The sequence below is a fragment of the Actinomyces urogenitalis genome, from assembly GCF_002861525.1.
GTDB classification, from domain to species: Bacteria; Actinomycetota; Actinomycetes; order Actinomycetales; family Actinomycetaceae; genus Actinomyces; species Actinomyces urogenitalis.
Genome location: NZ_PKHA01000001.1, coordinates 614936 through 639390 on the forward strand (window position 1 = coordinate 614936; position 24455 = coordinate 639390).

A 24455-nucleotide genomic window follows, 5' to 3' on the forward strand; every position below is an offset into this window, starting at 1 on the left:
AGTGTAGGACGGGCGCGCAGGGGTGGTCCTGGCTCGGGCCTGTGGAAACTCTCTCGCTGCGCGCACGCTCACCTCCCCCGCCGGGCCCGCTCCGGCCGGCGAGGGCGCGGGGTGCCCGGAACGGCCTGGACAGAAGCCGGGGCCCGCGCGCCTGCATAGCAGGCGCGCGGGCCCCGGCTGCGTCAAAGGACGAGGAACGCTCAGTGGCTCAGGCGCGAGGCGGCCGCCGGGTCAACCAGCACCAGGGCGTTGGCGTGGCGCTGCATGACCGTGGCTGGCCACTGCTCGCTCACCTCGCCTTCGACCAGCTGGTGGATCGCCTCAGCCTTGTTCTCGCCGGTGGCGATGAGAACCAGCTGACGCGCCTCCATGATGGTGGCCAAGCCCTGGGTGATGCAGTGGGTGGGGACGGCGTCAATGTCCCCGTTGAAGAAGCGGGCGTTGTCCCGGCGCGTCTGCTCGGTCAGGACGTCAATGTGCGTGCGCGAGTCCAGCGGGCCGCCGGGCTCGTTGAAGCCGATGTGACCGTCCGAGCCGATGCCCAGGATCTGCAGGTCGCAGTACCCGGCCGCGGCCATACGCTCCTCATAGCCGGCGCAGGCCACCTCTAGGTCCGCTGACAACGCGTCCGGGCCGTGGAGGGAACCAGGACGCATGTCCACCCGCGAGCGCAGGTTGCGCTCCATGAAGGTGGCGTAACGCTCAGGGTGGCCCTCGGGAAGGCCGACGTACTCATCGAGCATGAAGCCGGTGACTTCCTTAAAGGAGATCCGGCCGGCCTCGTAGCGGCGCACCAGCTCGTCGTACAGGGGCAGGGGGCTGGAACCCGTGGCAGTTCCGAGGACGGCGTCCGGCTTGGCCGTCAGCAGCTCCTCGATCGCGTCGGCGGCGGTGGAAGCGATCTGCTCGGCAGTGTCGAGGACGACGAGCTTCATTGTTCTCCTCAGATGAGACGTCACGGCCGTAGCCGGGTGCGTCCGTGCACCAGCACCCATGATAGCCCCACCCATCAGGACATCAGACGTCCTGGGACCATGCGTCTGCGCCGCCGAGACGGTCGCGTCCTCGGTGATCGGGCCAGGCGCATGCTGCGGCGCCCGGCCCGCCCCACGCAGGCTCCTGGCCTGCCAGGTCTAACGTGTCTCCTCGTGCCCGGGCCAGGAGCGGATCGTCGTCAGGACCCGCGCCCCGCGATCGTCCAGCGCTCGCCCGCCGTGGACCATGCCGATCCACGCCGCCCCGAGGCCCCAGAGCGCACCAACCACCAGTACCAGCCACCCCCACGCCCAGGAGCCGGAGACCGCGATCCATACCAGGCCAGCGATGACGGGTGAGCTCGCCGCGATGATGACGACGAAGCCGAGGAGCTGCAGCAGACTGAGAATCAGGGTCATCCCGGATCCTCGCGACTTCCAGGGGCTGTCCCCCGGCGCGTTGGTCTCATAGGGCATGACGACGCTGGAGATCGCGGACCAGGCGTGACCGACGCCGTACAGGGCCAGGCTCGTGCCTGCCACGGCCGGCACGGTCTCCCACCGCGCGGCGTAGGCCGCGGTCAGGAGCAGGACCATCACGATGAGCGGGACCTGCCACAGGGCTGCCGCCACCATGCGCCCCAGGCGGTCGTGACGTCCAGGAGTGCCGGCGGAGATGAGCTGCCACACGGCGGTGGAGTCCATAGCGAGGTCGTCATGGAGCATCCACCCTGAGAAAAGGGCGAGGAGCAGGGCAGCCCCCACCACCGTGACAGGTGCCTGCCCCCACGCCATGGAGGAGTCCTGTCCGGCGGCCGAGCCCACCGAGCGAACGAAGACGAAGGTGAACACCGTCGGCAGCAGGAGCAGGCTGATGAGCTGGGAGAGATAACGCGGATCGCTTCGCCAGTAACGCAGGCACCGTGCGGCCACAGCGGCTGCCGGACCAGGAACGAGGTGTCCCAGGCACCGCTGCCAGGGCAGCGGGTCCACCCCGCCCTGCTGAGCCTCGCCGGCCTCGCGGGCGACCTTGACGCTGTCATAGGAGCGGCGGCGAGACCGGCTGCGCTCTGGCCCGGTCATTGCCCGCGTCACCACCTTGCCCCAGGCAGGCATGAGCGCCACTGGCAGGGCGATCGCTAGGACGGTCAGCGCCGTCGCCACGAGGAAGGACCCCTGTGCCAGGTATCCCGGCGCTGCGAGCGCCCACCCGAGCGGGGTCAGCCCGATCACGGTGCCGACGTGACGCAGCGACTGCACGGCGTCAGCCCCCAGGCTGACGTTCTGCAGGAAGGAGGGGGCCAGCGCCACGCCCAGGAGGAGCAGCACGCCCACGAGGCCCGCGATCTCCCTGCCTCGCCGAGACTGGGAGACACCTGCACCGATGACGACGACGCGGCTGAGCAGCACACAGGTTGCCAGCGCCACCGGAGCCAGGACGAGCGCGAGCCCGGCCGCTGCCCACTGCCCGGCGCAGGCCCAGGACACGGCCGGAAGGAGCAGCCCAAGGCCCGTGAGGATGCCGGGGATCCCGGCTGCTCCCGCCACGGCCAGTCCACGGGCCAGCGCGCGCGACGGAGCGGTCCAGGCCGCCATGGCCCGGGGGTCCAGGGTGGAGTCGGCACCGGTGAGCAGCAGCGGCAGCAGGGTCCAGCCCGCCACCACCAGCGCACCGGCAACCGCCAGCACCGCAGCGATGGCCTCCGGCGAGGCCTGGCCCAGCGCGACGGCGAGAGCGCCGACCAGGGCCAGCCCGCCCAGGCCGTAGAGCACGCCGACGATCGTGCCGATGACCGCCCAGACGTTGCGCAGCAACCCGTTGACAGTCAGCCGCCACCTCAGACGGACGAGGGTCGCAACCACGACAGCTCCTCCCGCGTTGCCGGCGCCCCGACCAGCTGGGCAAAGCGCGTGTCCAGGTCCTGCCCGGCCGCAACCTCCTGCGTGGCCCCTGCCGCCAGGACCCGGCCGGCGGCGATGACCGCGACGTGGCTGCAGAAGCGCTGCACCGTGGCCATGACGTGGCTGGAAATGATGACCGTGCCCCCGGCGCCGGCGAAGTCTGTCAGCAGCCCCTGGATGGTCTGGGCCGAGACGGGGTCCACGGCCTCGAAGGGCTCGTCCAGGACCAGGACGGAGGGAGAGTGCACCAGAGCGCAGGCCAGGTGGACCTTCTTGCGCATGCCGGCGGAGTAGTCGGCCACCAGCGTGGTACCCGCCTCCCACAGCCCCAGGACGTGGAGGAGCTGGATGGCCCGCGGCACCACGACCTCGCGGTCCAGTCCACGCAGGAGGCCTGAGTAGGTCACCAGGTCCAGGCCACTGAGCCGGTCAAAGGTGCGCAGGCCATCGGGGAGGACGCCCAGCAGGGCCTTGGCCCGGCCAGGCTCCCGCCACACGTCCGCCCCGTGGACCAGGACGCGGCCAGCGTCCGGGACGAGTAGGCCGGTGGCCATGGACAGGGTGGTTGTCTTGCCGGCGCCGTTGGGCCCCACCACGCCGTAGACCGAGCCAGCCGGCACCGTCAGAGTGAGATGGTCCACCGCAAGCTTCTGTCCAAAGGCCTTGCACAGCCCTTGGCAGACCAGCGCGGGCACGCTCGCCTCCGGTGCGCTCACGGGGGCTGCGGCGTCAGGGGCCGGCTGCCAGGCGGAGGGGTGCTCGCCGCCTGGGCCTGCTGGAGGGACGGCGTCGAAAGGCGTGCTCTGGCTCATAGCCACACCTTACGGAGAGACACCGACACCGTCCTCCTCCCCTTGGAGGATCTGCCCTGTCCTGCCCGGACAGACGACGAAGGCGTGCCACCAGCCGTGGTGGCACGCCCTCGCTCGCGACGTCCTCGCCAGGCGAGGAGGTCAGCGGATCGTCACTTGGCGACGGCCTTCTTCAGGGCGGAGCCGACGGTCAGCTTGACGCCGTAGCCAGCCGGGATCTGGATCTCCTCACCGGTGCGGGGGTTGCGGCCGGTGCGAGCAGCGCGCTCGACGCGCTCGACGCCCATGAGACCCGTGATCTTGACAGCCTCGCCCTTGGCGACGTTCTCAACCAGGACCTCCTGGAAAGCGCCGAGGAAGGCGTCGGCGTCGGTCTTGGTCAGGCCAGCCTTCTCGGCGATGGCGGCGATGAGCTCAGTGCGGTTGACGGACATGTATCTGCCTCTCAGTTCGTGGGTGGGCACCGGTCGGTTCGGTGCCGCTGGCCGTAACGCTATGCATAAAACGGCGGTTTTGTCAGATACGGCGGACAGATTCGGGGCGGAGAACGTCACTTTTCACTCCGACGCTGCCTCTTGGGTCACATGTGTCACACCAACCACAACCCGATGAGACTGCGCCCTGCCCCCACTCAGGCCCGCCAGCCACATGAGGATCACACGACAGTGGGCCGGCCCCTGCGCGCTACAGCGTAGGGACCGGCCCACCGTGGTGCGGTGCGGGAGGACTCAGCCGCCGTCAGTGACGGGCGACGGCGTCGACGAACCAGGAGGTGATGGTCGTGGGATGGGTGATCGCGGTACCGACCACCACGGCGAAGGCCCCGTGCTCCATGACGGTGCGAGCCTGCTCAGGCGTGTGAACCCGCCCCTCGACGATGAGCGGGACCTGGGCGATGGCCGCGACCTGGTCCACCAGCTCGATATCCGGGCCGTCGGTCTTGGGCCGGTCCCCGGTGTAGCCAGCCAGCGTGGTACCCAGCATGTCCGTTCCCCCGTCCTGGGCCGCCTGGGCGTCCTCCAGGCACCCGCAGTCGGCCATGACGAGCACGGAGGGGAATGCTTCCTTCAGGCCTGCGACGGTCTGAGCAAAGGTCCGCCCGTCAGGGCGGGGCCTGCGGGTGGCGTCCATCGCCACGATCTGGCAGCCGGTGGCAGCCACGGCCACGGCGTGGGTGAGGGTTGGGGTGATGAAGACCCCGTCGTGCCCGTCCTTCCACAGTCCGATCACCGGGACGTCCACGTGCTGGGTGATCAGGGCCAGGTCGGCCAGTCCCTGGGCACGGATGCCGACGGCGCCGCCGGCCACGCAGGCCTGCGCTACCTCGTCCATCGTGCGCGGGTCACGCATCGGCTCGCCCGGATAGGCCTGGGCAGAGGCGATGAGCCCACCGCGCAGCCGGTCAAGGATCTCGGTCTTGGTCATCGTGCTCGTCATCATGCCTCGTTCCTCTCACCAGCGGCCTGCGGCAGACGCAGCCAGGCCTCGTGCGCGGCGCCGATGATCGGCGCCATCGTCCCCAACGTTGCAGGAAGCAGCTCAGTCGAGTCCGCGATGAGCTCGATGAGCTCGTCAGCCACCGTGCGTCGCAGCGGCTGCCACCACAGGTCCCCGGAGCGTGCGAGTCCTCCGGAGATGATGACGCGCTGCGGGTCCACCGCCGTGACGATCTGGGCGATGCCCCGCCCCAGCGCGACCGCGGCCTCCTCATAGACCCGCTGCGCGACGACGTCGCCACCCTGCGCGCGGCGCTCAACCTCCAGCGCCGTGGTCACCGAGGTCTCCCCCGTGGCCTCGCGGTAACGGCGAGCGATCTGCGGGCCGGCAGCTACGGCCTCCAGGTGACCGGACTTGCCGCAGGTGCACGGCTCGCCCGCCGCGGCCTGGCTCGGCATGTGCCCGATCTCGCCGGCCAGGAAGTGGGTGCCGTGATGCACAGCTCCGCCCAGGACCAGCGCACCGCCGACCCCGGTGCCTACCGCTACGACCAGGGCGCTAGAGGCCCCGTGCCCGGCTCCCAGCCACGCCTCGCCAGCCGCGTAGGCGTTGACGTCGTTATCGACGTGCACGAGCGGTGCCTGGCCGTCAGGGGCCAGCACCCCGGCACCGGGCAGGAGGCGAGCCACGCCGTCGGCCACGTTCGTCCCCGGCCACCCGGCGATCGCGTCGGTGGCCGAGAGCACCACCCCGCTGCGTGCGTCAATGATGCCGGCCGAGCCGATCCCGACCGCCAGTGGGCGGGGCGAGCGCCCGCCATGGGTGCCAGCGGCGACGACCTGGCCGACTAGCCCGGCGATCGCAGCGAGCATGGCCGCGGAACCCTCCCGCCCAGGAGTGGGGACCTGGTGGACCTCGCCTCGCAGCTGACCACTGACCGTCACCAGGCAGGCGGCGATCTTGGTCCCTCCGAGGTCCACACCAACGAGGACAGGCTCCTCCTCGGTGCCCGGGCGCGAGTCGTCCCGCGTGCTCATGTCAGATCAGCCCCTGTTCTCGGGCGATAGCCACGACCTTCTCCTTCGTCTCGCCCGTCAGCGCGCGTACCGGGAAGGCCATCTCGTTCGAGGCGATCGTACCCTGGGCCTCCATGACGGTCTTAAACGCCCCGATGCCCGAGGCGTCAGCCGAGCGCCCCTGCGGCACGAAGACGATCTCGAAACCAGCGCAGATCCGGTCCTGGATCCGCCGCGCTTCCTGCCAGTCGCCACGCTGGGCCGCCTGCCACAGCTCAACGTAGGGGCGGGGCTCGACGTTGCCGTAGCCCGGTACCATCCCGTCCCCGCCCAGCAGCAGCATGCCGTCGACCACGCACTCATGCCCGGTCAGCAGCACCAGCGGGTGCCCAGCCTCCTCGTTGGCGGCCACCAGGCGCCGGAAGGCGACGTCATCGCCAGAGGAGTCCTTGACGCCGTCGAGCACCCCCAGGCCACCCAGACGCACGAGCATGTCCACGGCGAGCTTCTTGCCGTTCAGGCGCACCGGCACGTCGTAGGCGAACAGCGGCAGGTCCACGGCCTGACGGATGGCGGTGAAGTGCTCAGCGATCTCGGTCATGTCATTGATGGCGTAGAAGGGGCAGGCCGCCACGATGGCGTCAGCCCCCAACGCCTGGGCCCGGCGGGCGTGCTCGATGACGCGATTCGCTGTTGTGTCAATGGCACCGACCAGCACGGGCAGACGGCCGGCGGCGCGGTCAACCACACGCGTGACCACCAGCTCACGCTGGGCGTCAGTGAGGTAGGCGGTCTCGGCGGAGGATCCCAGGAGGAACAGGCCGTTGACACCGGCGTCGATGAGAAGGTCAACGAGGTGGTCCAGGCTGTCCAGATCGATCTGGCCGTCCTTGAAGGGCGTGATGACAGGGGGGATGACACCGGTGAATCGGGTATCCATAGTGGTGTTTCCTAACGTTGGTGGGACAGGGGTTGCAGTCATGCCTCAAGCAGGCTGGGCACCGCGCCCAGGAGGGTGCGGGTGTAGTCCTGCTGCGGGCGGGAGAAGATCTCCTGGGTCGTGTTCATCTCGACGATCTCGCCGAAGTACATGACGGCGATGCGGTCGGAGACGTAGCGCACGGTGTTGATGTCGTGACTGATGAAGACCAGCCCCAGACCGAGCGCGCTCTTGAGGTCCTGGAGGAGGTTGAGGACCTGGGCGCGCACGGACACGTCCAGGGCGCTGGTGGGCTCGTCCGCGACGATGATGTCCGGCTCTAGCGCCAGTGCTCGGGCGATGGCCACGCGTTGACGCTGCCCGCCAGAGATCTGCCGGGGCAGGACCTCCAGGGCGCTGGGAGGCAGTCCCACCAGGTGCAGCAGGTCACGTACCCTCGCCTCGCGCTCCTTCGGGGAACCGATGCCGTGGACGTTGAGCGGATCGATCAGGGTGTCGTGAACGATCATGCGTGGGTTGAGCGCCGTGGCCGGGTCCTGGAAGACCACGGACACCGAGCGGCCCAGGGCCTTACGGTCCGCCGCCGAGCTGCCCAGGCGACGTCCCTTGAAGTACACCTCACCCTTGGTCAGGGGCTGTAGCCCCACCATGACACGGGCGGTGGTGGACTTACCGCAGCCGGACTCACCCACCAGACCCAGGGTCTCTCCGCGGCGTACGGTCAGCGAGACGTCGTTGACGGCATGCACCGTGTCCGGGCGAAACAGCTTGCCGGTGCGGGACTTGTGGATGACGTGGGCGTGACGCAGCTCGATCACCGGGTCGGTCTGCGGGTCCCAGGTGGAAGCGGATTGGGCGCTCATGACATGGCCTCCTTGGCGAGGATCGCCTCAAGCTCAGGCGTGACGGCGTAGAAGTGGTCGCTGCCGGCGGCAACCGGCTTGAGCACCGGGCGGGTGTCCAGGCCGACCGTGGGGTAGGACGAGCGCGGGGCGAAGCGGTCACCCTTGACGAACTCTGAGGGGCTGGGAACGGTGCCCCGCACCTGGTGGAGGCGGTTGGAGCCTGCCTCGATGGACAGGACCGCGCCGAGCAGGCCCCGGGTGTACTCGTGGACGGGGTTGGTCAGCAGCTCACTGGTCCCCGCCTGCTCAACCACCTGGCCCGCGTACATCACCGTCACCCGGTGGGCGACCTTGGCAACCAGTGCCAGGTCGTGGCTGACGAAGACCATGGCGAAGCCGAGCTTCTCGCGCAGGTCGTTGAGCAGGTCGATCACCTGCTTCTGGACCGTGACGTCCAGGGCCGTGGTGGGCTCGTCAGCGATGACCAGGCTCGGGTCTCGCGTCAGGGCCATCGCGATCAGGACGCGCTGACGCTGTCCGCCGGACAGCTCATGCGGGTAGCTCTTGAGCGTGCGGACCGGGTCCAGCCCAACCAGATCGAGCAGCTCCTCGGCGCTGCGGGTGCCCCCTCGGCGAGTCAGCTGCTTCATCTGGGAACGGATGAGCATCGAGGGGTTGAGGGAGGACAAGGCGTCCTGGTAGATCATGCTCATCTCGTGACCTCGCAGGGCGTTGTGCTCCGCGAGCGTCATCTCCAAGATGTTGCGTCCCTTGAACAGGATCTCACCCGTGATGCGCGCCGTCGGAGGCAGCAGCCCCATGACGGCCATCGAGGTGATCGACTTCCCGCAGCCGGACTCACCCACCAGCCCCATGGTCTCGCCGGGGCGAACGGAGAAGGAGACGTCGTCGACGATGTTGACGTCGCCGTGCTGTGCCGGGAAGGCAATCGAGAGGTTCTTGACCTCCAGGACCGGCTCGGCCTCGGGGGTGGGGTAGACCAGTCGGTCCTGGCGCGCGAGCTCGGCCCGGCGCAGCGTGGCCAGGCGTTCCTCCAGAGGAGTCTCCTCGGCGGCAGGCTCGACCAGCCCGGTCAACTCGGAGACCTGTGCCTGGGTGACGGCATCGGCGGGCAGATCGGCGTGCGAGCGCACCGCGGCCCCGGCCTCCTTCCAAGCGTGCTCGGTCTGCATCGCCTCCTCGTCCGCCTCGACGTCGACGTTGGCGCGGATACGCGGCGAGGCCATGGCGTCGGTCAGGCCCTCGGACAGGACGTTGAGGCACAGCGTGGTGATGAGGATCATCAATCCGGGGAAGAAGGTCGGCCACCAGTGCCCTGACAGCAGCAGTGCCTTGCCCTCGGAGAGCATGTTGCCCCAGGTCGGGGTGTTGACCGAGGTGATGCCCGCACCGATGAAGGACAGTGAGGCCTCGAAGACGATGGCGTCAGCCACCAGGACCGTGGCGTAGACCATGATCGGGGCCACGCAGTTGCGCACGACGTGCTTGGCCAGGATCCAGGGCACACGAGCGCCCATCACCTTGGAAGCGGCCACGTAGTCCTCACCGAACTGAGCCAGGACGTTGGCCCGCACGACTCGGGTGAGCTGCGGGGTGTAGACGACCGCGGTCGCGATGATGATGACGGGCACCATCGGCAGCCGGGTCGACATCGCCAGCACCAGCACCGCGGCCAGCGCGATACCGGGGAAGGACATGACGACGTCGAGCACGCGCATGACGGCCTCGCCGATCCACTTGCGGCTGGTGGCCGCCACGGCGCCCAGCACCGTAGCCAGGGCCAGGGCGATACCGGTGGCGCTCAGGCCCACGACGAGCGAGACCCTGGCGCCGTAGACCGCGCGGGAGAAGATGTCACGGCCGGTGGCATCGGTACCGAAGAGATGGCTGAAGGAGGGAGCGGTGGCGGGGTCGGAGGAGACGATGTCTCCCACTCCCTCCACGTGAGTGACAGTCTCACTGGCGGCCAGGCCTGTGGCTCCAGGGTTGTAGGGAGCCACCAGTGGGGCGAAGACCGCGATCAGCGTCACCAGGGCCAGTACGAGGACGGCGATCTTGCTTCCCAGCGGCAGCTTCCTCCAACCCTGGAAACGCAGCCCGGGCTGGGCAACCTTGTCGAGTGTGCGACGGTGCAGCATCAGACGCTCCTGATCCTCGGGTTGACCAGCACGTAGAGCATGTCAACGACGATGTTGATGATGATGAAGGCCAGCGCCACGGTGATGGACACGCCCTGGACGATGTTGACGTCGTTACGGGTAATGCCCTGGAAGATGAGCTGGCCCATCCCCTGGATGTTGAAGATCATCTCGATGACGACGGCGCCGCCCATGGCGTAGCCCAGCCGCAGGCCCAGGACCGTAAGCGGGGTGATGAGCGCGTTGCGCAGCACGTTGCGGGCGATGACCACGGGCTTGGGGATCCCAGCGCCAATGGCGGTGCGCACGTAGTCACGATCGAGCTCCTCGACCATGGCAGTACGCACCACACGCGTGAAGGTGCCGGTGTTCGGCACCGCGATGGCCAGGGCGGGCAGGAAGATCTGTCGCACGTAGGCAGCCGGATCGTCCCCGAAGGAGACCCACTCGGTGACCACCGAGGGGAAGGTGCCACTGGCGCCCGGGATGTCACCGAAGCGCTGGATGAGCAGCAGCGCGAGCCAGAAGGAGGGCGTGGCCAGGCACAGCACCGAGATCACCCGGATGACCTGGTCGGGCCACCGGTCACGATAGAGGGCGGCGATGACACCCAGTACCGTGGCTGCGATGACCGCCACAAAGATGCCGATGAAGGTCAGCTGCAGCGTGATCGGGAAAGCCTGAGCAACCAGGTCGGAGATCTTGACGCCGGTGAACGTCGTCCCCAGGTCCCCGTGGACGAGCCCCACGAGGTAGTCCCAGAAGCGGGACAGGAGAGGATCGTTGAGGTGATGGGTCTCGCGGTACTGCTCGAGCGCCTGCGCCGTCGCCGACTCCCCCAGCGCCAAGCGCGCAGGGTCTGCGGAGGAGAAGGACATGACGACGAAGACGAGCAGCGTCACGCCCAGCACCATGACGGGCAGCGCCACCAGGCGCCGTCCAATCAGGCGGAGGAGGTTGGACACTGGGATGCTCCTTTGCTTGTGCGTCCCGCGCCGCGCAGAGCCGGCCGACGTCATGTCGGCACAATGGCGCTGCCACGTGCGAGAGGGCCGGCGACAGTGTCGGCCACCGCCTTATTGTCTGACATCTGATGTCTGATGGCAAGTGGGGACTCGCCGCGAGGCAACCGCGTCCACTGACGACACTGGGCCCCGCAGCACACAGGCTGCGGGGCCCAGCATCACGGCAAGGACGACGACGCCCTGCCTCAGCCGAGAGGGCTCGTCAGGCTCAGGCCTGGGTCGAGCCGACGTCGACGAAGGACAGGCCCGTCAGTGCGATCGGCTTGAAGTCGGTCAGCGTCTGGGAGTCGTAGCCGGTCGGGGTCTTGCGGTGGAAGACCGGGTACAGCGGCACCTCGTCAGACACGAGGTCGAAGATCTCCTGCCACTTGGCCAGCTGCGCATCGCCCTCCAGGCGCACCCCCTCCTCCAGCATCTGCTGGACCTTGGTGTAGGAGTCGGTGCCCTTCCAGTGCATACGCCCGTCGGTCCACGTGTCCCCGCCGTACCACCAGCGCAGGAGCAGGTCAGCGTCGTTTCCGAAGACCGAAGGGTCGCCTGGAGCAACCACCACGTCCCACGTCCCCTCATTGGAGTCAATGAAGGAGTAGACGTCGGAAGACTTCTTCTCGTCGTAGTTGACCGTGACGCCCAGAGCCTCCAGGTTCTCCCGAATGATCGGACGAGCCGAGGCGAACCAGCCGTGGTCGGTGCACAGGAGGTTGATCGTCGTAATCCCAGCCTCGGCGAGCAGCGACTTGGCCTTCTCAGCGTCGTAGGTGTAGACCGTCGACGCCTTCTTGTAGGCCGGGTGGTCCTCCTGGACGAAGCAGGTAGCCGGCGTCGCCAGCGTACCCATGCCCGTCTCGCAGATCTTGGCGTAGTCCAGGGCGTACATGACGGCCTGGCGAGCCTTGACGTCCGAGAACACCGAATTGTTGAACATGACGAACAGCAGCGAGAAGCCCTGCTGGGCCGCCACCTGGATCGGGGCCTGCATCGTGGCCAGGTTGGCCACGGGCACTGCGTCGATCGCCTGGACAGTACCGGAGGTGATGGCGTTGGTCCGCGTGGTGTCATCGGGGAGGATCTGCCACTCCATGGACTTGGCCAGGGCAGGGCGCGGACCGGAGTAGGAGTCATTGCGCTCAAAGACGATCTTCTGCGAACCCGCGCCGTTGTCCGTCATCTTGTAGGGACCGGTACCGATCGGGCTCATGTCAAAGGCTGCCGCGTCTGCCTCGGCCGCAGCCTTGGGGACCACCTTGACGACGCTGATGCGCTCCGCCACCAGAGAGTAGGGGAACTTCGTCTTAATCGTCACCGTCTTGTCATCCTTCGCACTGACAGAGTCAACGAAGGAGATGAACTGGGCGTAGAGTGAGTTGTTGTCCGGGTTGAGGACGCGTTCGAAGGAGAAGACGACGTCGTCGGCGGTCACCGGGTTGCCGTCCGTGAAGACGGCCCCCTCACGCAAGGCGACCTCGTAGGTGGTGTCATCTACCTTGGTCGGCAGGTCCGCACCAAGGGCGGCATAGACCTCGCGCGTGGCAGGGTGGAGCTCGGTGAGTCCTTCCATGGTGTGCCAGTTCGCCGCCACAGTCAGGGCGGCGGTGGTCGTCATGGGGTCGTAACCGTTCGTGCCCAGCTCGTAGGAGATTCCCGCCTTGATGACACCGTCCGGATTGGCCTGGGCGGAGGAGGACTGCTCCTCCGTGGCCGCGCTGCTCGCACCGGAGGACGCGGAGCCGGAGCCACCGCAGGCCGACAGCGCGGCGGCCAGGCCTGCGGCCACACCGAGCGTCGAGGTCAGCTGAAGAAAACCGCGGCGGGAAGGACGGGGAGTCGGGATCGCCATTGAAGCACTCCTGAAGGTCGGACGTCTGTTGTCTGACGTTGGTAGAATGACAGTAACACAGACCACCCCAGAGTCCAAGGCAAGGACAATAGAGCCATGACAATCGCAAGGCCCTCCGCGCGCGGCACCACCACGGTCTCATCCGACCTACGCAGCGCCTATCCGTCCTTGAGCCCAGCCCCAACCACTCAGGCGACGCTCACCATGCAGGCGATCAAGGACTACATCATCCAGGCGCACCTCCAGCCCGGGGACCCGCTGCCCACCGAGTCCCAGCTGTGCGAGGACCTGGGCGTCTCCCGCTCGTCAGTACGCGAGGCAGTGCGCACCCTCGTCGCCCTCGACATCGTCGAGGTCCGCCACGGTCATGGAACCTTCGTCGGCCAGGCCTCGATGCGTCCCATGGTGGAGTCGCTCGTCTTCCGCGGCCTGCTCAACCGTGACAAGGGCTACCAGGGCCTGCTCAACGTCGTCGAGCTACGCGCGACGCTCGATACTGCCCTGGCCCCCGAGGTGGTCCGCGCGTGGAAAGGACACCAGGACCCCCAGATCGAGGCAACGGTGGAGGAGATGGAGGAGCTGGCGCGCCGGGGACAGCCATTCCCCGAGCAGGACCGCGCCTTCCACTCCCAGCTGCTGGCGCGGCTGGACAACCCGCTCTACCGGCACCTGACCGACGCACTGTGGGCCGTCCACGTCCTGCTCATCCCGCTTCTGCGAGCCCCGGAACCCAAGGACATCCTGGACACCGCCACCTCGCACCGCCAGATGCTGCGGACCGCGCAGGCTGGAGACACCGACTCCTACCTGGTAGCAATCAAGTCCCACTACCGCCCGCTCCTAGCCTCAGTTGGCCGCTGAACGGCGGGCGGCGTGCTCCCGGGCACCCTGCCTCAGTGCGCTGCAGGCTCTAGCAGGCCCGGGTAGGTGCCGTTGGCGATGACCCGCCGCAGGTTCTCGGCCGGGTCTTGCGGCTGAAGGAGACGCGCCAGCCAGGACTGACGTGCCTGCTCCAGGTCACGCGCCAACCAGGTGCTGCACACCACCTCCATGGCATGGGTCCCGCCGGGATAGACGTGCAGTTCGCAGTCTCCGCCGTCGCGCCAGATCCTGCTCGCCATCTCCACGACCTCGTCACGGAAGACCTCCGCAGAGGCCACGGAGAGGAAGACAGCGCCCATCCCGCCAAGGTCGCGGACGCGGGAGGCGGCGTCCTCCTCAGTCACCTTCGTGCCTCCTCTCCGCTCGCCAAGGACCTGGTCCCACGCCCAGTTGTTCCAGGACGCCGGCCAGCGCCCGTCCTGCGGGTACTGCGCCGCAGAGGAAGGCCGGACGACGCCGTCGGGGTCCTGCATCCCGGTGCGGTCGTCGAGCATGGGATAATCCAGGAGATAACCCAGCGCACGAGGTCCGCCCGGCTGGCGGCCGGCGAGCGCGAGGCACATGCCCAGTCCTCCCCCAGCGCTCGGACCGGTGACGATGATCCGCTGCGGATCACAGCCCAGCTCCTCAGCATGCACATGCGCCCACCGCAACGCACTCACGCAGTCCCGCGTCGCCGCGGGCGAGGGGTGCTCAGGAGCCAACCGGTACTCCGGGGAGACGATCACCCCTCCCCACCGCCGCATCCACGGCACGCAACGTACGACGTCGTCGTACCGGTTGCCCACCACCCGTCCCCCGCCGTGCAGCGAGAGGAACAACGGCGCACCCGCTCCCGCCTCGTCAGGACGGACCGGAGCGTCCTGGCCTGTGCGGACGACGGCGAGCGTCATCGCCGAGCCGTCCTCGCGACTGATCTCACGCTCGGTCGCTACCAGGTCCGGGTGCTGGTCCAGCAGGCGCTGGCGCGTGACCTCGACCGGCCTGCGCCAGGCAGGCAAGGTCTCCTCGTTCAGGGGAAGGTCGAGACCAGCAGCGTCCAGCGCATCAAGAACCACCTGAGTGTGTGGGTCATAGGCGGGACGCACAGGAGGAAGGGCAGACATCAAGATTCCTTCAGTAGCATGGCGGCTGCCGGGTCGCAGACGTCATCTCCCGTGCCGCGCGCTGTCCTCCCCACGGTGGGAGCGCACGCAACGGGCTCTCAAGGCGCCCCGGTATGTCCGCCCCATCCTAGGAGAGTCCCTTTCGTATGTCCTACGGCCAGCCTCCCAGTGTCGCCGATCCTGTCTCCTCCTCCCCTCGCCCCAAGGACCCCGTTGACGCCGTTCCTCCCTTCGGACGCCTTGCCGTCCTCGGGGTCCAGCACGTCCTGGCCTTCTACGCGGGCGCCGTCGTCGTCCCCCTGGTCATCGCCTCCGGGCTGAACCTGGACGCGGCCACCACCGTCCACCTCATCAACGCCGATCTCCTGACCTGCGGTATCGCCACGATCATCCAGTCTGCCGGCCTGGGACCGAAGATTGGTGTACGCCTGCCCCTCATCCAGGGTGTGACCTTTACCGCGGTCTCGCCGCTCATCGCCATCGGCCTGGCAGCCTCAGGCGGTGCCGGTGGCACGCAGGGGCTGACGGCGATGTACGGCTCGATCATCGCTGCCGGTCTCGCCACCTTCCTCGTTGCGCCGTGGTTTGCCCGCCTGCTGCGTTTCTTCCCGCCGGTAGTCACCGGCACGCTCCTGACGGTCATGGGCACCACGCTGATGAGCGTGTCCGCCGGGGACATCGTCGCCTGGGGTACCCAGGCCAGCGCCGCGGGGGCGGACCCTGCCGGCCCCACCCTGCGAGGCCTGGGCTACGCCATGCTCACCATCGCCCTCATCGTGCTCGTCCAGCGCGTCTTCAAGGGCTTCATGTCCACGATCTCGGTTCTCATTGGCCTCGTGGTGGCCACGGGCCTGGCCTGGGTCCTGGGTGACACTGACTTCTCCGGCGTGGGCGAGGCGGCCGTGGTCGGCATCACCACGCCCTTCTACTTCGGCATCCCCACCTTCACCGTCACCGGCATCGTCTCCATGCTCATCGTCATGGCTGTCACGGCGGTGGAGACCACTGGTGACGTCTTCGCCACCGGCGAGGTCGTCGGCAAGCGCATCACGCCCACGCACGTGGCCAACGCCCTGCGCGCTGATGGCCTGTCGACGATGCTGGGCGGGGTGCTCAACTCCTTCCCCTACACCTGCTTCGCCCAGAACGTCGGTCTGGTGCGCCTGACGCGGGTGCGCTCACGCTGGGTGGTCACCTGCGCCGGCGTCATCATGATCGTGCTGGGCCTGCTGCCCAAGGCCGCTGCCGTCGTCGCCGCCATCCCCTCCCCCGTCATCGGCGGAGCCTCCCTGGCGATGTTCGCCTCGGTGGCAGTGGTGGGTATCCAGACCCTCGGCAAGGTTGACATGCATGACAACCGCAACGCCGTCATCGTCTCGACCTCGATGGGGCTGGCGCTGCTGGTGACCTTCAAGCCCGATATCGCCTCGATGATGCCTAGCTGGCTGGCCATCCTCTTCGGCTCGGGCGTGACGATCGGTGCGCTGACCGCCGTCATCCTCAACCTGCTGTTCTTCCACCTGGACCGTCAGGACGGGGCCGACGTCGCACTCGTCCACGGCCGGGCGGTGGGCCTGGACGAGGTCAACGAGATGGAGCGCGAGCAGTTCGTTGAGGTCTTCTCGCGCCTCTACGCCGACGCCACCTGGCCGGCCGAGCGCGCGTGGGAGCACCGCCCCTTCGCCTCGACCGCCGCACTGCGTCAGGCCTTTGAGGACGAGGTCCTGTCCGCCCAGCCGCAGGAGCAGGAGGCCCTCATCCGCGGCTACGCCGACATCACCGAGCTCCTGCTGGGCGAGGACGGCAACACCCAAGCCGAGCTCGACACCGCCTCACTCGCGCTGGGCTCCTTCAACGACGCCGAGGAGGCCGAGCTTCGCGGCCTGTCCCAGGCCTACCAGGAGAAGTTCTCCCGTCCCCTGGTCATGTGCGTGGAGCGCCTGACCGACCGCCACCAGCTGCTGGCCCGCGGCTGGGCACGCGTGGAGAGCTCGCCGGCCCGCGAGGCCCGCTGCGCCGTCGGCGAGGTCATCGACATCGCCGACGAGCGCTTCGACGCCATGGTGGCTGACGCGAACCCTATCCGTAGCGCCTGGTCGCGCAAGTTCGAGCAGCTCGACTAGGACCGGCGCCGCCTGACGCGGGTGCGGCCGGGGAGGACAGTACGTCCTCCCCGGCCGCACCCGTTGTCGCAGAAACGACGGCGCAGGCGCCTACCAACGATCGTGCACGTGGGAGCGGATGAGCCGGTCGTAGAGCTCCTCCAGGGCCGTGTGCAGCTGCGCTGACAGCGGCTCAAGGTTGCCGGCAGCGGCGTTGGCCCGGGCCTGGGCACTGTTGCGGGCACCGGGAATCACGGTGGTCACGCCCACCTGGTCCAGGATCCAGCGCAGAGCGACCTGGACGGGGCTCGCCCCCTGGGGACCGAGCTCAGAGCACAACGTCACGAACTCGCGAGCAGCCTGGACACCGACCTCGTAGGGGACGCCGGAGAAGGTCTCTCCGACGTCGAAGGCCGAGCCGTCACGGTTGTAGCTGCGGTGATCAGCGGGGGCGAAGGTCGTGGTCTCGGTGTAGCGGCCGGACAGCAGGCCGGAGGCGAGCGGGACGCGCGCGATGATCGCGGTGTCCATGCGCTGCGCCGTCGGCAGGACCTCCTCCAGGGGCTTGCGCCGCAGGACGTTGAGGATGATCTGGACGCTGGCGCAGCCAGGTCGGCTCATGGCACAGAGGGCCTGATCGCAGGTCTCCACGCTCACGCCGTAGGCGCGGATACGCCCCTGCTCGACCATCTCCTCCAGCCAGTCCCAGGTCTGCTCGGCGTCGATGACCTCGCTGGGCGGGCAGTGGAGCTGGACCAGGTCCAGGGTGTCCACGCCCAGGTTCTCCCGCGACCGATCGTTCCAGGCCCAGAAGGCGTCGCGGGTGTAGTTCTCAGGCAGCTGAGCCACCCGCCGTCCCATCTTGGTCACCACCGTCAGGCCGGCGTCGGGGTGGTCCTTGAGGAAGCTGCCCACGAAGCGCTCGGAACGGCCGTCGCCATAGACGTCGGCGGTGTCGATGAAGGTGACGCCGCTGTCCAGGGCGGCCTCAAGCGTGGCGGTGGCGTCGGCCGGGTCTACCTCGCCCCAGTCAGCGCCCAGCTGCCAGGTGCCGATCCCTACCGCGGAGACCTGGCGGCCCAGGGCGTGAAACGGTCGTGTCTCCATTGACTCCTCCTGAATCCTTCAGTGCAGGGTCATGATGTCATGGCCGGGGGCAGGCGGACCTGCTTCACGCGGCACCCGGAGGAATACGGCGCGAGGAGGATGTGTTGTCTTGGTGCCGATGCTGCTAGCATGACGGTCCGGCCCCACAGGGCCAGTTGCCGGTCGTCGTCTCGACGGCGGCCATTGACAACTACACAGGGGATGATCGGTTTCGACGACGGTCGTGGGTTCAGGAGAAGCGGGTCGAGGATGCACAGTCATCTCGTCAACGCTCTGTGCGAACCAATAGGTGCCGATAACACTCGCACCGACTTCGCCCTCGCCGCCTGAGCGAGCCTCGAAGTCCGTCAGCCCGGGGACTGCTTCCGCCCCGGTTCCTGGCGTCATCTAGGGAGCCACTGCTGAGGTCCTTCGTCATCAGGGGCTTCGGGACTTTTAGGTGACTGAGCCCGTCGGCGTCCTTGTTCGCGTGAGACGCCGGGGCTGAGAAAATCGCTAGCGAACTGCACCCGGAGAAGTCCTGTTGCACCACCGTCGGACGGGGGTTCGATTCCCCCCATCTCCACTACACCTTTCGTTGGGATTCCAACGATCCCCAGAATGTAGGATTCTTCCAGACTACAGCCCAGACTACAGGGGGTAGCCGGGAGGGACCCGAGAGGACCGGCACGGACCGCCCCTGACCATGAAGGAAAGGGGCCTACCGTGACCGCGATCCCCAAGCCACGCACCCTGCGCGACGGCACCCAGGTGTGGCGCGTCCAGTTCAGGCCCAGGCCAGGCGGGCCGCCCACCTCCGAGACGTTCGACGACTTCGACTCCGCCCAGCGCTTCGCCGCCCTCGTCGACAAGATCGGCGGCGAGGCCGCCCGCAAGGTCAGGGACGCCTCCGACGCCGGGGCGCCAGCGTGCCCACGCTCGCCAAGGCTGCCAACGCCCACCTCGATGCCCTGACCGCGTCCGCCACACCCGGCACGATCCGCAAGTACCGGCAGATCCTGCGCGACCGCATCATCCCCACCTTCGGCCCGCTGCCGGTCGACACCATCACCCGCACCTCCGTGGAGCAGTGGATCGGCAACCTGCGTGCCACGCCCGTCGGTCGCGGCGCTGCCAAGAAGCCGCCCTCAGCCAAGACGCTGCGCAACGCCCAGGCGCTCCTGTCCGCGATCCTCCAGCGCCAGGTCGACGAGGGCGTGCTGGCCCGCAACGTCGCCAAGGGCGTCCCCCTCCCCCGTGACACGGTCTCGCGCCCGATGGTGTTCCTGCGCGCCGCCCAGGTGGAGGCCATCATCAAGGCCGCCCCGCCGCACTACCGGCCCCTGATCGCCGCCCTGTACGGCCTGGGCCTGCGCTTCGGTGAGGCCACGGCGCTGACGGTGGCAGACCTGGACCTGGACGCTGACGTGCCGTCCGTACGCGTCACGAAGGCCTGGAAGGAGGGCGACGGCGCCCCCTACGTGGGGGCGCCGAAGACCCGGCGCGGGGTGCGTACCGTGTCGGTCCCGGACCCGCTGGTGCCGGTCCTGCGCGCCCAGGCCGAGGGCAAGTCAGGCAAGGGCCTGCTGTTCACGACGCTGAGCGGTGGGCCGGTGAGGTCCGGGCCGTTCCACACGCGCTGCTGGCAGCCGGCGGTGAAGGCTGCGGGGCTGGACCCGCGCCCGCGCGTGCACGACCTGCGCCACTCCCACGCCTCGGCGCTGATCGCCGCCGGTATCCCGCTGCCCGTGATCCAACGGCGGCTGGGGCACGAGTCGATCCAGACGACGGTGGACACCTACGGGCACCTGGCCCCGGACGCGGCGGTGGCTGCTGCAGCTGCTATCGCGGCGACGATGGGGCAGGCTGCGCAGATCGAGGGCTAACGCACTCGCCGCAGCTCGGCCCGGTAGGCGGACACCACCCACTGAGGGAGCCCCATCTCGGCGGCGATGGCGCCACTGTCGCGGGCCCTGCCTGTCAGGCGGTGGCGGTCAGCTGAGACACCCTTCCCCTGGACACGCCCATGACGGCTGCCGTGTCGGAGACGGACAGGCCCTCGGCTCGTAGGGCGATGGCGGCTTCCCGCCACGCACTGGCGGCCTCCTTCTGGAGGAGGGCTGCCCGCTCGGTCGCCTGGCGGGCGGCCTTGACCTGTGCCGCGCTGGACACGTCCGGGGTGATAGTGACGTCCCACCCGGAGTGGTCGGTGCCCTCGTCGACGGTGTCGAGGTAGTCCACAACCTGCTGGCGGGCGTCTGCTAGGTGGGCGACCTGCGTCCAGCAGTCGTCGCCGTTCCACAGCTCCCAGCCGCCGCTCCACCGGCGGGCGGTGATGTTGAGTGCGGTCATTGCCTGCTCTCCTCGATCGTGTTCAGGGCCTTGCGGACCAGGCCGGGTGAGATCTCGCGGGTGCGGGTGATGGACACGGAGTGTGGTCCGTTAGTCCATACCTCGTGGTCGCCTTTGCCGGGCCGGGAGGTGAAGCCTGCCTCCTTGAGGAGGCGGGTCAGGTCCCGGTACTTCATCGGCTTGGTCACAACGACAGTTTACCCCCACTAAATCTCTAGTGTCTAGTGGGGGTAACCGCCTTGTTCCGCTCACCCAGCCTCGCGCCCGCCGCTACTCCTCCAGGCGCCGCCTCAGGTAGCCGCGCTCAAAGTGATTCAGCGATGCCAGGCGCACCCGCAGTGTGGCCACGTCCACCCACAGCTCCTCCGCCGCCTCAGCCTCACTACGCGCCCACGCCAGGGCCTCCCCCAACGCCTGAAGAGGGATGAGACGGCGCGCGGCCTCACACTCGACGCTGGCCTCCACGGCCGGCGGCTGGCAGCCTCGGTGGCCCCGCTCGATGTGGACGGTCTCATGGACGAGGGTGCAGCGCCGCTCGGCCTGCGTCATGTCGGCGTCCAGCCACACGTCCTGCCCGTCGGTGACGCCAAGGACGGCGGGTGGCAGGGTCTTGGTGTGCCACACGAGCACGCCAGGGTGGGTGTCACGCAGGTACCGCCAGGGATGGAACACGCCCGCCACGCTAGCGGCGGGGTGCGACACAAACGTCAGGCGCTATCGGGTTAAGTCCCGGTAGACAGCGCGAAGACGTTTGATGCACATCAGCATGACGACCAGGTAGTGCAGCCCAACTGCTGTCACGAGTCCGTTCGCAACCCTTGCCCACGCACCGGATACATCGACCACAGCAAGAACCATGAGGAGCAGCGACCAGGCGAGCCCGACCAGGACCGAGTACAAGACGTTGGCGAAGAACTCGTCGAGTAATCGTAGGCGGCGGGAGCCCTTAACTCCTGTGATGCTCGTCCTCGCCTGGAAGGCGAAGATCGCCAGCCCGAAGGAGAACGCCGTCATGATCGCGGCGCCAGCGAGGATGTTGCCGATAGAGATCAGGGACTCGGCAACCAGCGCACAGACCAATCCGGCCAGGGTCGGTAGGACATACTGGACTGCGATGTCACGAGCGCTGACTCTCGACGTCTGATCGCTCTCGTAGGTGACCAGAGTGTCGATGTGGTCGGAGACAACCGGCCACACGTTGGTCTTCGCCGCCATGCCGCCTCCCTGCTATCTCAGTCGTCCTTCTCCCACCGAGTATCCCACTCCAGCCCCTCCCTGAGTAACAGGTCCCGCACCTCGTCTAGACAACGGCGCACATGTGGACCGTCTTCTAATGGAGGGAGCCCCCAGTCTGAGAACAGCCAGCGCGCCATGGGGGTGCGCTCGTGGTCGATAGCGAAGGTCTTCTCTCTTCCATCCTCTCCCCGCATCTTGACTGACACGGAGTCGGGGAGCCCGTCGTCGGCGCGCCCTATCAGCCTGCCGGCCAGGAGTCGGTCGGCCTTGACGAGGTCGAGCATCTTGCGTGGGAAGAGCTTCCCCACCGGACCCGCCTGAGGGTGCGCCGGTACGCGGAGACGACCCATCGGGGCACCCCCATCTCGACGGCGATGGCGCCACTGTCGCGCGCCCCGGTGACGGCCTCGGCGCGGGCGTAGTCGTCGGCCGTGATGAGGGTGTGGGCGACGGTCTCATCGATGCGCCGCTCCACCGCCCGGGACTGGTGACCGTCATCGCCTCGGCGTGCGTGCTCCATCTCGTGCAGGAGAGTGGGCAGGGCGACGGCGTCCGCCATGTCCTCACGCAGGTAGATCGTCCGGGTAGGCAGGAAGAACGCGCCGCGCTGCGGATCAGCCATCGGCACCCAGGTGACGAACAAGCCCGCCGCCTCGGCGGCGTCCAGGGCACTGGTCAGGGTAGGTCTGGTCACGGCATGCGACGCTAACGACCACCACCGACACGAATCCGGGCACGCAAAGAGCGGAGGGGTACTAGACTCGCCGCGCCCCTCCCTCCCTTCTCAGAAAGAAACAACGTCATGTCCACGCCCCAGAACCCTGCCCCCCAGCCCGCCAACGCGCTGCCTGAGGTGACGCCCTCTGCTCCCCAGTACGGAGGTCCGGCTCAGCCGCCCGTCAACCAGCCCCCAGCTGGCAAGCCCTTCTACAAGAAGTGGTGGTTCATCGCCATCATCGTCGTCGTCATCCTGGGACTTGCCAGCATGTGCGGCGGCGGGGACAAGGCGGCGGATTCTCCGACCGCTACCGAGTCGGCCGCGCCGGCCAGTACCCCGTCCGAGCAGGAGACCGCCGTCGCCACAATCACCATGCCGGACGTGACCGGGCAGAAGGGTGACGCAGCCAAGAAGGCGATCGAGGACGCCGGCATCACCTCGCTGGTCACCATGACCGACGTCGACGGCGAGGACTCGGTGTGGAACCCGGCCAACTGGTCCGTCGTCTCACAGGAGCCGGCTGCCGGCACCGAGGTGGCCGCCGACGTCGAGGTCACCCTGATGGTCAACCACGACTCTGAGGATGAGGCTGAGGCGAAGGCCGCCGAGAACCAGGCCCCCGACGTCCCGCGCGAGTACGTCGCAGCCCTCGACAAGGCGAGGACCTACGCGACCTACATGCACATGTCCAAGCAGGGGGTCTACGACCAGCTGACCTCCGAGCACGGCGAGGCATTCCCTGCCGAGGCCGCCCAGTACGCCGTCGACAACGTGCAGGCTGACTGGGCCGCCAACGCCTTGGAGTCCGCGAAGGTATACGCCGAGCACATGTCGATGTCCGACAGTGGCATCCGAGACCAGCTCGTCTCCGAGTACGGAGACAAGTTCACTCCCGAGGAGGCCGACTACGCCATCGCCCACCTCAACGACTGAAGCCCTCAGTTAAGACAGGCCCCCGCACCGTCACGGTGCGGGGGCCTTCCTTTTGCGTGTCAGACGTTGGCGTTGTCGTCGTCCAGGCTGTCGTCGACGTTGTGCGCGGCGAGGTCGTAGTTGGCGAGGATGCGGGCTGCTTCCTCGCGCTCGCGGAGGTTGCGTGCGATCTCTGCGTCCCAGTCGAAGTCCTCTGCCTCAGTGGGGGTCTGGGCCAGGCGAGCCTCGGCAAAGACCTTCTCCGGATCGAGCTTGAGCGACTCACAGATGCTCACATACTCATCGAGGGTGATGACCTTCTGACCGTTGAGCATCCGAGACACCTGCGCGACGCTCAGGCCGGCGTGGTCCCCAATGACCTGGAGGCGAGTGTCGCGGCTATGAGTGGCGTCCTTCAAGATCGCAGCGACCGCTTCGCCAAAGGGTCCTACCAAACGACTTCCTGATGGCATAGCCGAATCATTCCATACGGACACGCCGAGCGCGTTGCCGTTTGACAAAGTTCCATCGTTGATATTTGATTGCCATATGGCAACGACATGGAGTGCCGCCGCATCCGAAGAACTGCGAGCAGAGATGGGCCGTAGACAGGCGTCCAACGCTCAGTTGGCCGCCGCCTCCGAGATGTCCACATCGTCCGTTAGCCGCAAGGTCGGCGGCGAGCGGCTCATCACCCTCGACGAGTTCGCCGCTATGAGCCTCGCGCTCGACGTCGAGCCGGACGAGATGTTCAACCGCGCAGCCCGCATCGTGCGAGCCGCGTAATCGCCACACAAGAAAAGTGCCCCCACCTGATTGCAGCAAGTGAGGGCGTTGAGAATGGAAGGAATCCTCATGAACGAGGTTACCAGGGTCCCGTTCCACGGAACTGAGATCGTCACCAACGACGACGGCACCCAGATCGCGCTCAAGCCAGTGTGCGAGGCAATCGGCCTTGATGCCTACGCCCAGCAGAAGCGACTCAAACGGGCTCTTCACGAACGAGGGTGTAGCGCGGGTCTAAACCCTCCGGCTTCGAGCAGCGACCGAGCGATGTAGTGGGTGAGGTTGCGGAAGCCGAGGGCGGAGCCGCGGAGGTGTTCGAGTCGCCCGT

Annotated in this window: 27 protein-coding genes and 1 other RNA gene; 8 read left to right on the top strand and 20 right to left on the bottom strand. The window is 67.9% G+C overall.

Annotated elements, in window-relative coordinates; all coding sequences use genetic code 11:
- Positions 1-200: 200 nt before the first annotated feature.
- The 11 genes from nagB to CYJ26_RS02690 form a co-directional block, all read right to left on the bottom strand.
- A complete protein-coding gene (gene nagB / locus CYJ26_RS02640) occupies positions 201-935 on the bottom strand; it encodes a glucosamine-6-phosphate deaminase (RefSeq protein ID WP_006549363.1) in 735 nt (244 codons plus the stop codon).
- 198 nt (positions 936-1133) lie between these two features.
- Complete coding sequence (locus CYJ26_RS02645; protein WP_006549362.1) at positions 1134-2837, bottom strand: hypothetical protein; 1704 nt, start codon at positions 2835-2837, stop codon at positions 1134-1136.
- Positions 2813-3688: an ABC transporter ATP-binding protein gene (locus tag CYJ26_RS02650; protein WP_006549361.1), complete on the bottom strand. Its 876-nt coding sequence runs from the start codon at positions 3686-3688 to the stop codon at positions 2813-2815. The genes CYJ26_RS02645 and CYJ26_RS02650 overlap by 25 nt, the downstream gene beginning before the upstream one ends.
- A gap of 152 nt (positions 3689-3840) precedes the next feature.
- On the bottom strand, positions 3841-4122 hold the full coding sequence (locus CYJ26_RS02655; protein ID WP_006549360.1) for an HU family DNA-binding protein: 282 nt from the start codon (positions 4120-4122) through the stop codon (positions 3841-3843).
- Positions 4123-4426: 304 nt separating this feature from the next.
- Positions 4427-5128 carry an N-acetylmannosamine-6-phosphate 2-epimerase gene (locus CYJ26_RS02660; protein WP_006549359.1) on the bottom strand — a complete coding sequence of 234 codons (702 nt, stop codon included), beginning with the start codon at positions 5126-5128 and terminating at the stop codon, positions 4427-4429.
- Positions 5125-6162 (bottom strand): ROK family protein, encoded by a 1038-nt coding sequence (locus CYJ26_RS02665; RefSeq protein ID WP_101637874.1) that lies wholly within the window; start codon positions 6160-6162, stop codon positions 5125-5127. The genes CYJ26_RS02660 and CYJ26_RS02665 overlap by 4 nt, the downstream gene beginning before the upstream one ends.
- Before the next feature lies 1 nt (position 6163).
- Positions 6164-7081 (bottom strand): dihydrodipicolinate synthase family protein, encoded by a 918-nt coding sequence (locus tag CYJ26_RS02670; RefSeq protein WP_006549357.1) that lies wholly within the window; start codon positions 7079-7081, stop codon positions 6164-6166.
- Between the two features lie 38 nt (positions 7082-7119).
- Positions 7120-7944, bottom strand: coding sequence for an ATP-binding cassette domain-containing protein (locus tag CYJ26_RS02675; RefSeq protein ID WP_024036689.1), 825 nt, complete (start codon positions 7942-7944; stop codon positions 7120-7122).
- On the bottom strand, positions 7941-10085 hold the full coding sequence (locus CYJ26_RS02680) for a dipeptide/oligopeptide/nickel ABC transporter permease/ATP-binding protein (protein WP_101637875.1): 2145 nt from the start codon (positions 10083-10085) through the stop codon (positions 7941-7943). Before CYJ26_RS02680 ends, CYJ26_RS02675 begins: the two co-directional genes overlap by 4 nt.
- Positions 10085-11050, bottom strand: coding sequence for an ABC transporter permease (locus CYJ26_RS02685; RefSeq protein ID WP_024036358.1), 966 nt, complete (start codon positions 11048-11050; stop codon positions 10085-10087). Before CYJ26_RS02685 ends, CYJ26_RS02680 begins: the two co-directional genes overlap by 1 nt.
- A 268-nt stretch (positions 11051-11318) precedes the next feature.
- Positions 11319-12947 (bottom strand): ABC transporter substrate-binding protein, encoded by a 1629-nt coding sequence (locus CYJ26_RS02690; protein WP_101637876.1) that lies wholly within the window; start codon positions 12945-12947, stop codon positions 11319-11321.
- Between the two features lie 96 nt (positions 12948-13043).
- On the opposite strand from CYJ26_RS02690, the gene CYJ26_RS02695 reads away from it, so the two are divergent.
- Positions 13044-13808, top strand: coding sequence for a FadR/GntR family transcriptional regulator (locus CYJ26_RS02695; RefSeq protein WP_006549352.1), 765 nt, complete (start codon positions 13044-13046; stop codon positions 13806-13808).
- Positions 13809-13840: 32 nt separating this feature from the next.
- On the opposite strand, the gene CYJ26_RS02700 is transcribed toward CYJ26_RS02695, so the two are convergent.
- Positions 13841-14935, bottom strand: a complete 1095-nt coding sequence (locus CYJ26_RS02700; protein WP_180950819.1) for an alpha/beta hydrolase — start codon at positions 14933-14935, stop codon at positions 13841-13843.
- Between the two features lie 146 nt (positions 14936-15081).
- Between CYJ26_RS02700 and CYJ26_RS02705 the strand changes: the two genes are divergently transcribed.
- Positions 15082-17058 (top strand): solute carrier family 23 protein, encoded by a 1977-nt coding sequence (locus CYJ26_RS02705; protein WP_006549350.1) that lies wholly within the window; start codon positions 15082-15084, stop codon positions 17056-17058.
- Positions 17059-17148: 90 nt separating this feature from the next.
- Here the strand turns inward: CYJ26_RS02705 and CYJ26_RS02710 are convergent, their stop codons facing one another.
- Positions 17149-18144 (bottom strand): aldo/keto reductase, encoded by a 996-nt coding sequence (locus CYJ26_RS02710; RefSeq protein WP_034236909.1) that lies wholly within the window; start codon positions 18142-18144, stop codon positions 17149-17151.
- A 197-nt stretch (positions 18145-18341) separates the two neighbouring features.
- Between CYJ26_RS02710 and ssrA the strand changes: the two genes are divergently transcribed.
- The 3 genes from ssrA (at position 18342) to CYJ26_RS02720 (ending at position 20009) form a co-directional block, all read left to right on the top strand.
- Positions 18342-18712, top strand: a transfer-messenger RNA (tmRNA) gene (ssrA, locus tag CYJ26_RS02715).
- 137 nt (positions 18713-18849) lie between these two features.
- Complete coding sequence (locus tag CYJ26_RS10680) at positions 18850-19098, top strand: hypothetical protein (protein ID WP_180950820.1); 249 nt, start codon at positions 18850-18852, stop codon at positions 19096-19098.
- Positions 19053-20009 (top strand): tyrosine-type recombinase/integrase, encoded by a 957-nt coding sequence (locus CYJ26_RS02720; protein WP_180950821.1) that lies wholly within the window; start codon positions 19053-19055, stop codon positions 20007-20009. The genes CYJ26_RS10680 and CYJ26_RS02720 overlap by 46 nt, the downstream gene beginning before the upstream one ends.
- Positions 20010-20103: 94 nt before the next feature.
- Here CYJ26_RS02720 and CYJ26_RS02725 read toward each other — a convergent pair whose 3' ends face one another.
- The 6 genes from CYJ26_RS02725 to CYJ26_RS02750 form a co-directional block, all read right to left on the bottom strand.
- Complete coding sequence (locus CYJ26_RS02725; protein ID WP_101637879.1) at positions 20104-20475, bottom strand: sigma-70 family RNA polymerase sigma factor; 372 nt, start codon at positions 20473-20475, stop codon at positions 20104-20106.
- A complete protein-coding gene (locus CYJ26_RS02730) occupies positions 20472-20663 on the bottom strand; it encodes a type II toxin-antitoxin system HicA family toxin (protein WP_180950822.1) in 192 nt (63 codons plus the stop codon). Before CYJ26_RS02730 ends, CYJ26_RS02725 begins: the two co-directional genes overlap by 4 nt.
- An 82-nt stretch (positions 20664-20745) precedes the next feature.
- The gene (locus CYJ26_RS02735; protein WP_219619525.1) at positions 20746-21147 is read right to left on the bottom strand and encodes a hypothetical protein; all 402 of its coding nucleotides are present in this window, start codon (positions 21145-21147) and stop codon (positions 20746-20748) included.
- A 42-nt stretch (positions 21148-21189) separates the two neighbouring features.
- On the bottom strand, positions 21190-21690 hold the full coding sequence (locus CYJ26_RS02740) for a hypothetical protein (protein WP_101637880.1): 501 nt from the start codon (positions 21688-21690) through the stop codon (positions 21190-21192).
- Positions 21691-21707: 17 nt separating this feature from the next.
- A complete protein-coding gene (locus CYJ26_RS02745; RefSeq protein WP_145990749.1) occupies positions 21708-22019 on the bottom strand; it encodes a hypothetical protein in 312 nt (103 codons plus the stop codon).
- A complete protein-coding gene (locus CYJ26_RS02750; protein WP_101637882.1) occupies positions 21950-22405 on the bottom strand; it encodes a hypothetical protein in 456 nt (151 codons plus the stop codon). Before CYJ26_RS02750 ends, CYJ26_RS02745 begins: the two co-directional genes overlap by 70 nt.
- Positions 22406-22513: 108 nt before the next feature.
- Between CYJ26_RS02750 and CYJ26_RS02755 the strand changes: the two genes are divergently transcribed.
- The gene (locus tag CYJ26_RS02755; protein ID WP_101637883.1) at positions 22514-23362 is read left to right on the top strand and encodes an Ltp family lipoprotein; all 849 of its coding nucleotides are present in this window, start codon (positions 22514-22516) and stop codon (positions 23360-23362) included.
- Between the two features lie 59 nt (positions 23363-23421).
- Here the strand turns inward: CYJ26_RS02755 and CYJ26_RS10685 are convergent, their stop codons facing one another.
- Entirely contained in the window at positions 23422-23676 is a 255-nt protein-coding gene (locus CYJ26_RS10685) for a P-loop NTPase family protein (RefSeq protein ID WP_101637884.1), read from the bottom strand.
- 262 nt (positions 23677-23938) lie between these two features.
- On the opposite strand from CYJ26_RS10685, the gene CYJ26_RS10790 reads away from it, so the two are divergent.
- Together CYJ26_RS10790 and CYJ26_RS02770 are read left to right on the top strand one after the other, a co-directional pair.
- Entirely contained in the window at positions 23939-24127 is a 189-nt protein-coding gene (locus CYJ26_RS10790) for a helix-turn-helix domain-containing protein (protein WP_101637885.1), read from the top strand.
- A 69-nt stretch (positions 24128-24196) separates the two neighbouring features.
- Positions 24197-24400 carry a hypothetical protein gene (locus tag CYJ26_RS02770; RefSeq protein ID WP_101637886.1) on the top strand — a complete coding sequence of 68 codons (204 nt, stop codon included), beginning with the start codon at positions 24197-24199 and terminating at the stop codon, positions 24398-24400.
- Positions 24401-24455 lie beyond the last annotated feature (55 nt).